This is a genomic window from Pseudomonas sp. 1L-B-1-E-C1 (genome assembly GCF_057291835.1).
On sequence record NZ_JBXAWN010000004.1, the window covers coordinates 164416 to 179999 of the forward strand.

Here is a 15584-nt window from a genome sequence, read left to right on the forward strand (position 1 = left end):
GTCTCCTCAGAAGCCGGTTGGGGTGCGGGTGTGCCAGTCAGTGTTGAGCTGATACTGGTGGGCAACGTTCAACAGGCGGCCTTCCTGGAAGTACGGCGCGAGCAACTGCACGCCCACCGGCAGACCGTCGACAAAACCGGCCGGCATCGACAGGCCCGGCAGGCCGGCGAGGTTGGCGGTGATGGTGTAGACGTCTTCCAGATAGGCTGCGACCGGGTCGCTGTTCTTCGCGCCGAGTTTCCACGCCGGGTTCGGCGTGGTCGGGCCGAGGATGATGTCGACTTCATTGAACGCAGCCATGAAATCGTTCTTCACCAGACGACGGATCTTCTGCGCTTTCAGGTAGTAGGCATCGTAGTAACCGGCGGACAGCGCATAGGCACCGACCATGATCCGGCGCTGCACTTCCGCGCCGAAGCCTTCGCCACGGGAACGCTTGTACAGGTCGATGAGGTTTTCCGGGTTCTCGCAGCGATGGCCGAAACGCACGCCGTCGAAACGCGAAAGGTTCGAGGAGGCTTCTGCCGGGGCGATCACGTAGTACGCAGGAATGGCGTGCTGCATGTTCGGCAGGCTGATTTCCTTGATCACCGCACCGAGCTTCTGCAATTGCTGGATGCTGTTCTGGATCAGCTCGGCGATGCGCGGGTCGAGACCGGCGCTGAAGTATTCCTTCGGCACGCCGATGCGCAGGCCTTGCAGCGAATCGCCCAGACTGGCGGAGTAATCCGGCACCGGCTCATCGATGCTGGTGGAGTCGTTCGGATCGAAGCCGGCCATGCCTTGCAGCAGAATCGCGCAGTCTTCGGCCGTGCGCGCCAACGGGCCGCCCTGATCGAGGCTGGAGGCGTAAGCGATCATGCCCCAGCGTGAAACGCGACCGTAGGTCGGCTTCAGGCCGGTGAGGTTGGTGAATGCTGCCGGCTGACGGATCGAGCCGCCGGTGTCAGTGGCCGTGGCCGCTGGCAACAGTCGAGCAGCAACCGCCGCCGCCGAACCACCGGACGAACCGCCCGGTACGTGTTCCAGGTTCCACGGGTTTTTCACCGCGCCGTACCAGCTCGACTCGTTGGCCGAACCCATGGCGAATTCGTCCATGTTGGTCTTGCCCAGGGTCACGGCGCCGGCAGCGGCCAGTTTCGCGACCACGGTGGCGTCGTAGGGCGCCTTGAAGTTGTCGAGCATCTTCGAGCCGCAGCTGGTGCGGATGCCCTGGGTGCAGAACAGATCCTTGTGGGCGATCGGCGCGCCGAGCAGGGCGCCGCTCTCACCATTGGCCCGGCGTGCGTCGGCGGCTTTCGCCTGCTCGATGGCCAGGTCCTCGGTGAGGCTGATGAAACTGTTGAGCTGCGGATCGAGCTGGGTAATACGCGCCAGCAGGACTTTGGTCAGCTCTTCGGAAGAAAACTTTTTATCGGCGAGACCGCGGGCGATCTCGGCCAGAGTCATTTGATGCATTGCAGGCTCTTTCCCTTTAGTCGATGACTTTCGGAACCAGATACAGGCCGTTTTCGACCGCTGGTGCGATGGACTGGTAGGCCTCGCGATTATTCGTCTCGGTCACCACGTCGGCGCGCAGGCGCTGACTGGCTTCCAGGGGGTGGGCCAGCGGCTCGATACCGTCGGTATCAACGGCCTGCATTTCGTCGACCAGCCCGAGAATGCTGTTGAGGGCGGAAGTAATGTGCGGAAGATCGGCATCGTTGAGGCCAAGGCAGGCCAGGTGCGCGATTTTTTCCACGTCGGAGCGTTCTAGCGCCATCGGGATTCTCCAGTGGAAAACAGAACGGACGGCGTCCGTGTGTTAGATTGTCGGAACACTACCGCACTTCTACGGTCATAAGGCCGCGATTGTGGGGCTTGGTGCACAGAAAAGCGGCCAATTTAACATATTGGCGCCTTGCCCAAAATCCCTGTCGTTGTTAGAGTTTGCCGCACTTTTTTACCCACGCGTTGCCTAGGGTCCCTTTCCCATGTTCAAGAAACTGCGTGGCATGTTTTCCAGCGATCTTTCCATTGACCTGGGCACTGCCAACACCCTTATTTACGTGCGCGAGCGCGGTATCGTCCTGAATGAGCCATCGGTTGTGGCCATTCGGACACACGGTAACCAGAAAAGTGTCGTCGCTGTCGGCACCGAGGCCAAGCGCATGCTCGGCCGTACGCCGGGCAACATTGCTGCCATTCGTCCGATGAAGGATGGCGTGATCGCCGACTTCAGCGTCTGCGAAAAGATGCTGCAGTACTTTATCAACAAGGTTCACGAAAACAGTTTCCTGCAGCCCAGCCCTCGTGTGCTGATCTGCGTTCCATGCAAGTCCACCCAGGTTGAGCGTCGTGCCATCCGTGAATCGGCCCTTGGCGCCGGTGCCCGTGAAGTGTTCCTGATCGAAGAGCCGATGGCCGCTGCGATCGGTGCCGGTCTGCCGGTTGAAGAAGCACGCGGTTCGATGGTCGTGGACATCGGTGGTGGTACCACTGAAATCGCCCTGATCTCCCTCAACGGTGTGGTTTACGCCGAATCCGTCCGTGTCGGCGGCGACCGTTTCGACGAAGCGATCATCACCTACGTGCGCCGCAACTACGGCAGCCTGATCGGTGAATCCACCGCTGAGCGCATCAAGCAGGAAATCGGTACCGCCTACCCGGGCGGCGAAGTGCGTGAAGTCGATGTTCGCGGTCGCAATCTGGCCGAAGGCGTTCCACGCGCATTCACCCTGAACTCCAACGAAGTGCTCGAGGCTCTGCAAGAGTCGCTGGCGACCATCGTTCAGGCCGTGAAAAGCGCCCTGGAGCAATCGCCGCCGGAACTGGCTTCCGACATCGCCGAGCGTGGTCTGGTGCTGACCGGTGGTGGCGCACTGCTGCGTGACCTCGACAAGCTGCTGGCCCAGGAAACCGGTCTGCCGGTGATCGTTGCCGAAGATCCGCTGACTTGCGTTGCTCGCGGCGGTGGCCGTGCGCTGGAAATGATGGATAAGCACACCATGGACCTGCTTTCGAGCGAATAATCAAACGGCGTGAAAGCTACTCAGGGCTGGGAGCCTTCGGCTTTACGCGCGCAATACTGCATTAAAAACAGGCTCGGAATGCTCATTTACAACCCGTAAACTCCGCTTCCTCGCCTGTTTTTGCCTTGTCTTGCCGTCGCTCGCTACGCTTTCACACCATTTGATGCTTCGAATGCAATACGTGGGTGAGCGCACAGGCAGCACTTTGCAGTGCTGCCTGTTGGCGTTTATCTTCTGTCAGTCTTCATCCAGGCCGGTTTGATGCCGTATGAATAAACAGAACATTTGCCTGGGAGGAGCGGCTTATTAAACCGCTTTTCACCAAGGGCCCTTCGTTGGGCGTGCGCCTGTTGGTGCTGGCCGTGCTCGCGGTCGCGCTGATGGTGGTCGATGCGCGTTTCGACCTGCTCAAGCCCGCGCGCAAACAAGCGTCGCTGGTGCTCATGGACGCCTACTGGATCACTGACCTGCCCGGCCGCTTGTGGGAAGGGGTCGCCAGCCAGTTCGGCAGCCGCACCGAGCTCGTCGCCGAAAACGAAAAACTCAAGACCGAAAACCTGCTGTTGCAGGGACGCATGCAAAAGCTCGCGGCCCTGACCGAGCAGAACGTTCGGCTGCGCGAGCTGCTCAATTCCTCTGCACTGGTCAACGAAAAGGTCGAAGTGGCCGAGTTGATCGGCATGGACCCCAACCCCTTCACCCATCGCATCATCATCAACAAAGGCGAGCGCGACGGCGTGGTGCTCGGCCAGCCGGTGCTCGATGCCCGCGGGCTGATGGGCCAGGTGGTGGAGTTGATGCCTTACACCTCGCGTGTTCTGCTGCTGACCGACACCACCCACAGCATTCCGGTGCAGGTCAACCGCAACGGTCTGCGCGCGATTGCCAGTGGCACCGGCAACCCGGAGCGTCTGGAATTGCGTCATGTCGCCGACACGGCGGACATCAAGGAAGGCGATCTGCTGGTCAGTTCCGGTCTCGGCCAGCGTTTCCCGGCCGGTTATCCGGTGGCCACGGTCAAGGAAGTCATCCACGATTCCGGCCAACCGTTTGCCATTGTCCGCGCCGTGCCGACCGCCGCCCTGAACCGCAGCCGCTACCTGCTGCTGGTGTTCAGTGACAGCCGCACCGCCGAGGAACGTGCCAATGATGCGGCGCAGGCCCAGGAACAGCTCGACGCCCACGGTGGCGGCCCGATGTTGCCGGCCAGCGTGCCGAAACCGTTGATCATGCCTGCCACGCCTTCCACCGCGACCGCCGCGCCGGCCGCCGAAGCTGCAGCGCCTGCCGCCACGCCAGTCAAGCCCGCCGCGAGCAAACCGCCCGCTGCCGCGCCGGCCGCGGCCAAGCCACCGGCCGCCAGCAAACCACCGGCGAAACCGCCAGCGACTACCGGGGGACGAGAATAATGGTCGGCGCGAAAAAATCCGCAAACGGCTGGATGATCTGGCTGACCTTCTTCGTCGGCATCCTGCTCAGCGTTTCACCGTTGCCGATCTTCATGGAAATCCTCCGCCCGCTGTGGCTGGCCTTGCTCGTGACCTTTTGGGCGCTGTACATGCCGCACACGGTCGGCATGGTCACGGCGTTCTGTCTGGGGCTGGCCGAAGATGTCCTGCAGGGTGACCTGCTTGGGCAGAACGCGCTGATCCTGACCCTGATTACCTTCCTGGTATTGTCGTTGCAGCAGCGTCTGCGCATGTTCCCGATGTGGCAGCAGTGCCTGGTGATCCTGGTGATCTTCGGCCTCGCACAATTGGCGCAACTGTGGCTGAGTGCTCTGACCGGCAACCGCCAGCCGACCCTGGCGTTGGTCTTGCCGGCGCTGGTCAGTGCCTTGCTCTGGCCGTGGGTCAGCTTCGCCCTGCGCGGGATGTGCCGACGCTACAGAATCTATTGAGCCGGTGAAGCAGGGCACTGAACAGGGAGATGTTTTGATGAAACTGCTTTACCTCGCCTCCGGCTCACCGCGTCGCCGCGAATTGCTCACGCAGATCGGCGTGCAGTTCTCCGCCATCAGCGCGGACATCGACGAAACCCCGCTTCCTGAAGAATCCCCTTCGGCCTATGTCGAACGCCTTGCGCGTGGCAAGGCTGAGGCCGGTCGCCGCTCGGTCGTCTCTGACCAGCCGGTCTGCGTGCTCGGCGCCGATACCGCTGTGGTGCTCGACGGCAAAATTCTTGGCAAACCGGTGGACGAAGCCGATGCATGCGCCATGCTGATGATGTTGTCCGGCAACGAACACGAAGTGCTGACCGCCATCGCCGTGCGCGAAGGCGAGCGCTGCGAGTCGCGGGTGGTACGCAGTCGGGTGCGTTTCCGCTCCATCAGTCGCGAAGAGGCTGGTGCCTACTGGGCCAGTGGCGAACCGCGTGACAAGGCTGGCGGCTATGGCATTCAAGGCCTCGGTGCGGTGTTTGTCGCCGGGCTCGAGGGCAGCTATTCAGCGGTGGTCGGCCTGCCATTGTGCGAAACCTGCGAGGTGTTGGGCCATTTCGGCATACCCTGTTGGCAAAACCTGAACACGCCCTGAGCGTCGTACGAATCCAGATGCGGCCACTATCGTGAACATGCCTGAACGAGATCCTGCCATGAGTGAAGAGATTCTGATCAACATCACGCCGATGGAGTCGCGCGTGGCGGTGGTCGAAAACGGTGTGCTGCAAGAAGTCCACGTCGAGCGCACGCAGAAACGCGGGATCGTCGGCAACATCTATAAAGGCAAGATCGTCCGCGTCCTGCCGGGCATGCAGGCGGCATTCGTCGACATCGGCCTCGATCGCGCCGCCTTCATTCACGCCGCTGAAATCTCCCTGCGCGAAGGCCCGGCGGTAGAAAGCATCAGCTCGCTTGTGCATGAAGGCCAGAGTCTGGTGGTGCAGGTCACCAAGGATCCGATCGGTTCCAAAGGCGCACGTCTGACCACGCAACTGTCGATTCCTTCGCGCTATCTGGTGTACATGCCGCGCACCGCTCACGTTGGCATTTCCCTGAAGATCGAAGACGAAGCCGAACGCGAGCGCCTCAAGCAGGTGGTCAGTGATTGCGTGGCCAAAGAAGGCATCAAGGAAGCCGGCGGCTTCATTCTGCGCACCGCCGCTGAAGGCGCGGGCGCTGACGAAATCCTTATGGACATCCGTTACCTGCGCCGCCTCTGGGACCAGATCAACGAACAGATCAAGACCATCGCCGCGCCGAGCGTGATCTACGAAGACCTCGGTCTGGCCCTGCGCACCCTGCGCGATCTGGTCAATCCGAAGATCGAGAAAATCCGCATCGATTCCCGGGAAACCTTCCAGAAAACCACGCAGTTCGTCGCCGAACTGATGCCGGAAATCGCTGATCGTCTGGAACACTACCCGGGTGAACGACCGATCTTCGATCTGTACGGTGTCGAAGACGAAATCCAGCGCGCGCTGGAGCGCAAGGTGCCGCTGAAGTCTGGCGGCTATCTGGTGATCGATCCGGCGGAAGCCATGACCACCATCGACGTCAATACCGGGGCGTTCGTCGGTCACCGCAACCTCGAAGAAACCATTTTCAAGACCAATCTCGAAGCGGCCACCGCGATTGCCCGGCAGATGCGCCTGCGCAATCTCGGCGGGATCATCATCATCGACTTCATCGACATGGAAGATGAAGAGCACCAGCGTCAGGTCCTGCGCACTCTGGAGAAGCAGCTGGAGCGCGATCACGCCAAGACCAACATCATCGGCATCACCGAGTTGGGCCTGGTGCAGATGACCCGCAAGCGCACCCGCGAAAGCCTTGAACAGGTGCTGTGCGAACCGTGCAGCAGTTGCCAGGGACGGGGCAAACTGAAAACCGCCGAAACCATCTGTTACGAGATCTTCCGCGAGATTCTGCGCGAGGCTCGTGCCTATCAGGCCGAGGGTTACCGGGTACTGGCCAACCAGAAAGTGGTCGACCGTCTGCTCGACGAAGAGTCCGGTAACGTCGCCGAGCTTGAAGGCTTTATCGGTCGCACCATACGCTTCCAGGTGGAAACCATGTATTCCCAGGAACAATATGACGTGGTGCTGCTCTGAAGCCCTGCAACACCTTTCATTCAACGCGGCTGGCCTCAGCTTTTCGCAGTTTTTTTGCCATGGGAGCCAACTGACATGGAGCGTCTGACACGCATACTGGCCGCACTCACCCGCTGGGGGCTGGGCCTGTGCGCGTTGGTTCTGGTGTTGATGGCGCTATACGTCAGCCTCGGCCGCGAGCTGACGCCTTTGGTGGCGGAATACCGCGCCGACATCGAAGACAAGGCCAGCGCCGCCCTCGGCATGCCCTTGCAGATTGGCGAGCTGGAAGGCAACTGGAGCGGTTTCGCGCCGATCCTGCTGGCCCATGACGTGATGGTCGGTGACGGCGCCAATGCGCTGCGCCTTGATCGGGTGCGGGTAGTGCCGGATCTGTGGGCCAGTGTGTTGGCCCGCGAAGTACGCCTCGCGCATATCGAACTCAACGGTCTGAAGATCAGCCTCAAGGAAGCCGAAGACGGCACCTGGGCGCTGGAAGGCTTGCCGGTGCAGAAGGATCAACCGTTCGATCCGGCGCAACTGTTCCAGCGCTCGCAGATGATCAAGCAACTGTCGGTGCTCGACAGCCAGGTGACCCTGCAACCGCTCGATCACCCGCCCATGACGCTCACCTATGTCGGCCTCAATCTGCGTACCGGCGCCAGCCGCCAGCGTCTCGACGCGCGTCTGACCTTGCCCGATGGCCAGCCCGTCGCGCTGAGCCTGCGCAGCCAGCTTCGTCCCGATCAATGGCAGAACAGCGCCATTGAGGGTTACGCCAGCCTGCCACAGAGCGACTGGTCGAAATGGCTCCCCGAGCGCCTGACCCAGCAATGGAATTTTTCCGAGATCAAGGCCGGCGGCGAACTCTGGATCGATTGGGCCGAAGGCGCATTGCAGAGCGCCGCGTTGCGCTTGAATGCGCCGCAAGTGACGGGGGCCTACGCCGAGCGCAAGCCAATCCAGATCAATAATCTGGCGCTCAACGCCTATTACCGCAACACAGCCGAAGGGGTGAAAGTCACCCTCGATTCACTGGCGATGAGCTTTGGCGAAACCCGCTGGGAATCCCGCGTGCAGATACAGCAGACCCGCGCTAGCGCCAAGGCTGAAGAGCTCTGGCATTTGCAGGCGGATCGCCTCGATCTGACCCCGATCACGCCGCTGCTCAATGCGCTGGGGCCGTTGCCGCAAAGCTTCGCCACAGTGGTCGAGCGTTTGAAGGTAACCGGCGGCCTGCGTAATGTGCTGCTGGACTTCCGCCCGACTGCCACCGACGGCAACAAATTCGGCTTTGCCGCCAACCTCGACAACGTCGGTTTCGACGCCTACCACGGCGCCCCGGCGGCGCGAAATGTCAGTGGCAGCCTCAGCGGCAATCTCGACGGCGGCGAGTTGCGCCTCGACAGCAAGGATTTCGTCTTGCACCTCGATCCGATTTTCGCCAAGCCGTGGCAATACCTGCAGGCCAATGCCCGGCTGACGTGGAAGCTCGACAAGGATGGCTTCACCCTGATTGCGCCATACCTCAAGGTATTGGGCGAGGAGGGCAAGATTGCCGGCGACTTCCTCATCCGCCTGCACTTCGACCATAGCCAGGAAGATTACATGGACCTGCGCGTCGGTCTGGTCGACGGCGACGGTCGCTATACCGCTAAATACCTGCCGGCCGTGTTGAGCCCCGCGCTTGATGAATGGCTGCGCACGGCGATCCTCAAAGGTGCGGTGGATCAGGGCTTCTTCCAGTACCAGGGTTCGCTGAACAAGAACGCCGGTGAGGCTGACCGCAGCATCAGTCTGTTCTTCAAAGTGCACGACGCCGAGCTGGCCTTTCAACCTGGGTGGCCGCATGTGAGCAAGGTCAGCGGTGACGTGTTCATCGAGGACAGCGGCGTGCGCATCTGGGCCAGCAAAGGCCAGTTGCTCGATACGCAAGTCAGCGATGTCTTCGTCAATATTCCTCATGTACCGGCCGGGCAGAACAGCCATCTGTTCCTCGATGGTGCGTTTGCCGGCGGCCTCGGCGATGGCTTGAAAATTCTTCAGGATGCGCCGATCGGTACCGGCGAAACCTTTGCCGGCTGGGAAGGCGCGGGTGATCTCAATGGCAAGCTCAAGCTCGATATTCCGCTGGCCAAGGGCGATCAGCCAAAAATCCTCGTCGATTTCAAAACCGCCAATGCGCGGCTGAAGCTGGCCGAACCGAAGCTGGAACTGAGCCAGCTCAAGGGCGATTTCCGCTTCGACAGTAACAAGGGCCTCAGCGGTCAGAACATTTCTGCGCGGGCCTTCGACAAACCGGTCATTGCGCAGATCTTCGCCGATGGCAGCCCCAACCAGATCAAGACTCGGGTGGCTGCGTCGGGGCAGGTCGAAGTCAAAAAGCTCACCGACTGGCTGGGCGTCACCCAACCGTTGCCGGTGTCCGGGATCATTCCTTATCAGTTGCAGCTGAATCTCTCCGGGGCCGATAGCCAGTTGATGGTCAGCTCCAGCCTCAAAGGCGTGGCAGTGGATCTGCCGGCGCCGTTCGGCATGGCCGCCGATGTCGGGCGGGACACGGTGTTCCGCATGACCCTGCAAGGGCAGGAGCGGCGTTACTGGGTCAACTACGACCAATTGGCCAATTTCACCTTCGCCGCGCCGCCGAGCAATTTCGCCGATGGCCGTGGCGAGCTGTTTCTCGGCACGGGCGAAGCGGTCCTGCCGGGTGCCAAAGGCCTGCGGATTCGCGGCGTGCTGTCGGAGCTGGACGTCGCGCCATGGCAGGATCTGGCCAATAAATACGCCGGCCAGGATCCGGGCGGCAGCGCCAAGCAATTGCTCAGCAGCGCTGACATCAAGGTCGGCAAACTAACCGCGTTCGGCACCACACTGGACCAGGCCTCGGTGCAGATCAATCGCAAGCCCGGCGCATGGAATCTCGCTCTCGACAGCCAGCAGGCCAAGGGCAGCGCCAGTCTGCCGGACGCCAAGGGCGTGCCGATCGCGGTGAATCTGCAATACGTGAAACTGCCGGCGCCGGACCCGGCCGTTCAGGCTGACGAAAACGCGCCGGATCCACTGGCCTCTGTCGACCCGACGAAAATCCCGGCGTTGGATATCACCCTCAACCAACTGTTCCTCGGTCCCGATCTGGTCGGTGGCTGGTCGCTGAAAGTAAGGCCGACCGCCAAAGGCATCGCCCTGAACAACCTCGACATGGGTCTCAAAGGCATCCTCCTGCAAGGCAATGGCGGCTGGGAAGGCACGCCGGGTTCGACCAGCAGTTGGTACAAGGGCCGCATTGGCGGCAAGAACCTGGCTGACGTGCTCAAGGGCTGGGGCTTCGCGCCGAGCGTGACCAGTGAAGAATTCCACATGGACGTCGACGGCCGTTGGCCGGGTTCGCCGGCGTGGCTGGCGACCAAGCGTTTCTCCGGCACTCTCGACGCCTCGCTGAACAAGGGCCAGTTCGTTGAAGTGGAGGGCGGCGCTCAGGCGTTGCGGGTGTTCGGCCTGCTCAACTTCAATTCGATCGGCCGGCGCCTGCGTCTGGATTTCTCCGACCTGTTCGGCAAAGGCTTGAGTTACGACCGGGTCAAAGGTTTGCTGGTGGCGAACAACGGCGTCTACGTTACCCGTGAGCCGATTCGCCTGACCGGGCCTTCGAGCAACCTTGAGCTGGACGGCACGCTGGACCTGGTTGACGACAAGGTCGATGCGAAATTGCTGGTAACCTTGCCGGTGACCAACAACCTGCCGATTGCTGCGCTGATCGTCGGCGCACCGGCGGTAGGCGGCGCGTTATTCCTTATCGACAAGCTGATCGGTGACCGCGTGGCGCGCTTCGCCAGCGTCAAGTACACCGTCAAAGGCCCATGGAAAGAGCCGAAAATCACCTTCGACAAGCCTTTTTAACTAGCAGACACTACCCCGGTAGGAGCTGCCGAAGGCTCGGGCCGCGATCGGACGATCTTTTGATCTTGTTTTTGAAGATCAAGATCAAGAGATCGCAGCCTTCGGCAGCTCCTACACAGTTCTGCGTAAATCCCGAGGAGCGGCCATGTCTTTAGCGGTGATTCAAATGGTCAGCCAGAGCGACGTGCTGGCCAACCTGGCCCAGGCCCGCCGCCTGCTCGAGCAGGCAGCCGCTGGCGGGGCGAAACTCGCGGTGCTGCCGGAAAACTTCGCCGCCATGGGCCGTCGTGACGTTGCCGATATCGGCCGCGCCGAGGCTTTGGGCGAAGGGCCGATCCTGCCCTGGTTGAAACAGACCGCCCGCGACCTCACCTTATGGATAGTCGCCGGTACATTGCCGTTGCCACCGCTGGGTCAACCCACGGCCAAGGCCAATGCCTGCTCGCTGTTGATCAGCGAACACGGCGAATTCGTCGCGCGCTATGACAAGCTGCATCTGTTCGATGTCGACGTGGCGGATAATCGCGGCCGGTACCGCGAATCCGATGACTATGCTTATGGCGGTAATGTAGTGGTGGCCGACACCCCGGTAGGTCGCGTTGGTCTGAGCGTGTGTTATGACTTGCGCTTCCCGGAGCTGTACAGCGAATTGCGCGCCGCCGGTGCCGAGTTGATTACCGCACCGTCGGCGTTCACTGCCGTGACCGGCGCCGCGCATTGGGATGTGCTGATCCGTGCACGGGCCATCGAAACACAATGTTATGTGCTGGCGGCAGCACAGGGCGGCACCCATCCGGGGCCGCGCGAAACCTTCGGGCATGCGGCGATTGTCGACCCGTGGGGACGCCTGCTGGCCCAGCAGGATCAAGGCGAGGCGGTGTTGCTGGCCGCACGCGACAGCGATGAACAAGCGTCCATCCGGGCGCGCATGCCGGTGACGCGTCATCGGCGGTTTTTCTCGCAGGGCGCCCAGCGGCCTGCTTCAGAACACGAATTTAAGGCGTAAACCTATGAGCGAGTTGTTGTCCTCAGTCAGTGATCACCTGTTGGCACCCGGCGGTGTCACGATCGAGAGCCTGCAAGGCGTGCTCGGCGATCTGGCCGGGCCGGGCATCGATGCCGCCGACCTGTATTTCCAGGGCCAGATCTCCGAGTCGTGGGCGCTGGAAGACGGCATCGTCAAGGAAGGCAGCTTCAACCTCGACCAAGGTGTCGGCGTACGGGCGCAGTCCGGTGAAAAAACCGGATTTGCCTACAGCAACGCGATCACCCTCGAAGCCCTCGGTGCCGCGGCCCGTGCCGCGCGCTCGATCTCCCGCGCCGGGCAGAACGGCACCGTGCAGGCGTTCAGCACTCAGGACGTCGCGCAACTGTACGCGCCGGATAATCCGCTGGAAGTGCTCAGCCGCGCGGAAAAAGTCGAATTGCTCAAACGCATTGACGTCGCCACCCGCGCGCTCGATCCACGGATCCAGCAGGTCAGCGTGAGCATGGCAGGGGTCTGGGAGCGAATCCTTGTCGCGTCCACCGATGGCGGTCTGGCCGCCGATGTGCGACCACTGGTGCGCTTCAATGTCAGTGTCATTGTTGAGCAGAATGGCCGGCGCGAACGCGGCGGGCATGGCGGCGGCGGGCGTACCGATTACCGCTACTTCCTAGCCGAAGACCGCGCCATGGGCTATGCCCGCGAAGCACTGCGTCAAGCACTGGTCAATCTGGAGGCGATCCCTGCGCCGGCCGGTACCTTGCCGGTGGTGCTCGGTTCCGGCTGGTCCGGCGTCCTGCTGCACGAAGCGGTAGGCCATGGTCTGGAAGGCGATTTCAACCGCAAGGGCAGTTCGGCCTATAGCGGACGCATGGGCGAAATGGTTGCCTCCAAGCTGTGCACCATCGTCGATGACGGCACCTTGAGCGGCCGTCGCGGCTCGCTGAGTGTCGATGACGAAGGCACGCCAACCGAGTGCACCACGCTGATCGAAAACGGCGTACTCAAGGGCTACATGCAGGACAAGCTCAACGCGCGGCTGATGGGCGTGGCGCGTACCGGTAACGGTCGCCGCGAATCCTATGCGCACCTGCCGATGCCACGTATGACCAACACCTACATGCTCGGTGGCGAAAGCGACCCGGCGGAAATCATTGCCTCGGTGAAGAAGGGCATCTACTGCGCCAACCTCGGCGGCGGTCAGGTCGACATCACCAGTGGCAAGTTCGTGTTTTCCACCAGCGAGGCCTATCTGATCGAGGACGGCAAGATCACCGCGCCGGTCAAAGGCGCGACGTTGATCGGCAACGGCCCCGAGGCGATGAGCCGGGTGTCGATGGTCGGTAACGATCTGGCGCTGGACAGCGGTGTGGGCACGTGCGGCAAGGATGGGCAGTCGGTGCCGGTGGGTGTCGGCCAGCCAACGCTGAAAATCGATGCGATCACCGTGGGTGGCACGGGCGCATAAGAAAGGTGGGGCTTTCGGGTGGCGCGCAGCACGGCCACCCGGTGGCGATTTTCAACGCAGGCCGCGTTGAGTCTCGTCCAGCTCCCGAATGTATTTGAAGATCTTGCGGCTCGAGGCAGGTGGTTTGTTTTGCGCAACCTCATGCTGGGCCTGACGGATCAAGGAACGCAATTGCTGGCGATCGGCGTCCGGGTACTCGACGACGAATTTCTCCAGCACGGCGTCATCGCCCGCGATCAGGCGGTCACGCCAGCGTTCCAGATTATGGAAACGCTCGTTGTACTGGCGAGTGGAGGCATCGAGTTGATCGAGCAGAGTCAGAATCGCGTCAGTGTCCTGATCGCGCATCAGTTTGCCGATGAACTGCAAATGCCGTTTACGCGCGATGTTCGCGGTGTGCTTGGGCGCATCGGCCAGTGCCCGGCGCAGAGCGTCGGTCAAGGGCAGTTTGGCGACCAGATCAGGCTTGAGTGTGGTCAGGCGCTCGCCGAGGTCAACCAGCGCATGCAACTCGCGTTTGACCTGAGATTTGCTTTTTTCTCCCGTATCGAGGGAGTCGTCGTAAGAATCAACCATGGTGGCAGTCCGCAAAGAAACGCCGCCATGATAACCAGTCGGGGGCCGCTTGTCCGGCCCGGTCGCTCGATGACCCCAGCCGAAAGCAGAATTTGAGTGGAGATGAGCATGAGTGCAGTTCAAAGCGTCGGCCCGCAGGCATTGCCGGCACTGCAAGAACAGGTCGAGCAGATCATCGCCGAAGCCAAGCGCCAGGGCGCCAGCGCCTGTGAAGTCGCGGTGTCGCTGGAGCAGGGCCTGTCGACCTCGGTGCGTCAGCGCGAGGTCGAAACCGTTGAATTCAATCGTGATCAGGGCTTTGGCATCACCCTGTACGTCGGCCAGCGCAAAGGCTCGGCCAGCACCTCGGCCACTGGCCCTGAGGCGATTCGTGAAACGGTAGCAGCAGCGCTGGCCATCGCCAAACACACCTCCGAGGACGAAGCCTCGGGCCTCGCCGATGCGGCACTGATGGCCAGGGATGTGCAGGATTTCGACCTGTTCCACGAGTGGGACATCACGCCTGAGCAGGCCATCGAGAAGGCCCTGCTCTGCGAGGCCGCGGCTTTCGATGCCGATGCGCGGATCAAGAACGCCGACGGCACCACCCTCAGCACCCATCAGGGCTGCCGGGTTTATGGCAACAGCCACGGTTTTATCGGCGGTTACGCGTCGACCCGGCACAGCCTCAGTTGCGTGATGATCGCTGAAGCCGATGGCCAGATGCAGCGCGATTACTGGTATGACGTCAATCGTCAGGGCAGTTTGCTCGCCGATCCGGTGAGCATTGGTCAGCGAGCTGCGCAGCGGGCGGCCAGCCGTCTGGGCGCGCGTCCGGTGCCGACCTGCGAAGTGCCGGTGCTGTTTTCCGCGGAGCTGGCGGGCGGCCTGTTCGGCAGCTTCCTCTCGGCAGTGTCCGGTGGCAGCCTGTATCGCAAATCGTCGTTCCTCGAAGGTACCCTGGGCCAGAAACTGTTTCCGGAATGGCTGACCATCGATGAGCGTCCGCATCTGATGCGCGCCATGGGCAGTGCGTCCTATGACGGTGATGGCTTGGCGACCTACGCCAAACCGTTCGTCGAGAAGGGCGAATTGGTCTCGTACATACTTGGCACCTACTCCGGGCGCAAACTGGGCATGCCGAGCACCGCCAACGCGGGCGGTGTGCACAATCTTTTCGTCACCCACGGCGATGAGGATCAGGCAGCGCTGTTGAAACGCATGGGCCGAGGCTTGCTGGTTACCGAGTTGATGGGCCATGGCTTGAACATGGTGACTGGCGATTACTCGCGCGGGGCGGCGGGTTTCTGGGTCGAGAACGGCGAGATCCAGTTCGCCGTGCAGGAAGTGACCATCGCCGGCAACATGCGCGACATGTTCAAGCAGATTGTTGCGGTGGGTAATGATCTTGAGCTGCGCAGCAACATCCGCACCGGTTCGGTATTGATCGAGCGGATGACCGTCGCCGGCAGCTAAATCGAAATTCCGCCCATTCAAAAAGGCGCGCCATCCGTTCTGGATGGCGCGCCTTTTTTATTCGCTTCGCCACAAATTCCTTGTGGGAGCGAGCCTGCTCGCGAAAGCGGTGGACCGGACAAAACATCCCAACCGGCCAGAAGCATTCGCGAGCAGGCTC

At 61.6% G+C, this 15584-nt stretch carries 12 protein-coding genes; 9 read left to right on the plus strand and 3 right to left on the minus strand.

All coding sequences use genetic code 11. From position 1 onward, the window contains the following. Positions 1-6: 6 nt before the first annotated feature. Both gatA and gatC read right to left on the minus strand, forming a co-directional pair. Positions 7-1458, minus strand: a complete 1452-nt coding sequence (gene gatA, locus AC0Z4S_RS09005) for an Asp-tRNA(Asn)/Glu-tRNA(Gln) amidotransferase subunit GatA (protein WP_042608774.1) — start codon at positions 1456-1458, stop codon at positions 7-9. Positions 1459-1474: 16 nt separating this feature from the next. Beyond that, on the minus strand, positions 1475-1762 hold the full coding sequence (gatC, locus tag AC0Z4S_RS09010) for an Asp-tRNA(Asn)/Glu-tRNA(Gln) amidotransferase subunit GatC (RefSeq protein WP_024011606.1): 288 nt from the start codon (positions 1760-1762) through the stop codon (positions 1475-1477). 211 nt (positions 1763-1973) lie between these two features. Here gatC and mreB point away from each other — a divergent pair, with 211 nt between their 5' ends. The 8 genes from mreB to tldD all read left to right on the plus strand — a co-directional run bounded on the left by mreB (position 1974) and on the right by tldD (position 13393). Beyond that, on the plus strand, positions 1974-3011 hold the full coding sequence (mreB, locus tag AC0Z4S_RS09015; protein ID WP_002555108.1) for a rod shape-determining protein MreB: 1038 nt from the start codon (positions 1974-1976) through the stop codon (positions 3009-3011). Between the two features lie 305 nt (positions 3012-3316). Then, a complete protein-coding gene (gene mreC, locus AC0Z4S_RS09020) occupies positions 3317-4420 on the plus strand; it encodes a rod shape-determining protein MreC (protein WP_485622861.1) in 1104 nt (367 codons plus the stop codon). Beyond that, positions 4420-4911 (plus strand): rod shape-determining protein MreD, encoded by a 492-nt coding sequence (mreD, locus tag AC0Z4S_RS09025; protein WP_042608773.1) that lies wholly within the window; start codon positions 4420-4422, stop codon positions 4909-4911. The genes mreC and mreD overlap by 1 nt, the downstream gene beginning before the upstream one ends. A gap of 37 nt (positions 4912-4948) precedes the next feature. Beyond that, entirely contained in the window at positions 4949-5545 is a 597-nt protein-coding gene (locus AC0Z4S_RS09030) for a Maf family protein (RefSeq protein WP_485622726.1), read from the plus strand. Positions 5546-5603: 58 nt separating this feature from the next. Beyond that, positions 5604-7061 carry a ribonuclease G gene (gene rng / locus AC0Z4S_RS09035; protein ID WP_016771696.1) on the plus strand — a complete coding sequence of 486 codons (1458 nt, stop codon included), beginning with the start codon at positions 5604-5606 and terminating at the stop codon, positions 7059-7061. A 75-nt stretch (positions 7062-7136) separates the two neighbouring features. Next, on the plus strand, positions 7137-10940 hold the full coding sequence (locus tag AC0Z4S_RS09040; protein ID WP_485622727.1) for a YhdP family protein: 3804 nt from the start codon (positions 7137-7139) through the stop codon (positions 10938-10940). Between the two features lie 145 nt (positions 10941-11085). Beyond that, positions 11086-11946, plus strand: coding sequence for a carbon-nitrogen hydrolase family protein (locus AC0Z4S_RS09045; protein WP_485622728.1), 861 nt, complete (start codon positions 11086-11088; stop codon positions 11944-11946). Positions 11947-11950: 4 nt separating this feature from the next. Further along, positions 11951-13393 (plus strand): metalloprotease TldD, encoded by a 1443-nt coding sequence (gene tldD / locus AC0Z4S_RS09050; protein WP_093104683.1) that lies wholly within the window; start codon positions 11951-11953, stop codon positions 13391-13393. A 51-nt stretch (positions 13394-13444) separates the two neighbouring features. Here the strand turns inward: tldD and yjgA are convergent, their stop codons facing one another. Continuing rightward, positions 13445-13969: a ribosome biogenesis factor YjgA gene (yjgA, locus tag AC0Z4S_RS09055; RefSeq protein ID WP_253499032.1), complete on the minus strand. Its 525-nt coding sequence runs from the start codon at positions 13967-13969 to the stop codon at positions 13445-13447. Between the two features lie 108 nt (positions 13970-14077). Between yjgA and pmbA the strand changes: the two genes are divergently transcribed. Further along, entirely contained in the window at positions 14078-15424 is a 1347-nt protein-coding gene (gene pmbA, locus AC0Z4S_RS09060) for a metalloprotease PmbA (RefSeq protein WP_024011613.1), read from the plus strand. Positions 15425-15584: the final 160 nt, after the last annotated feature.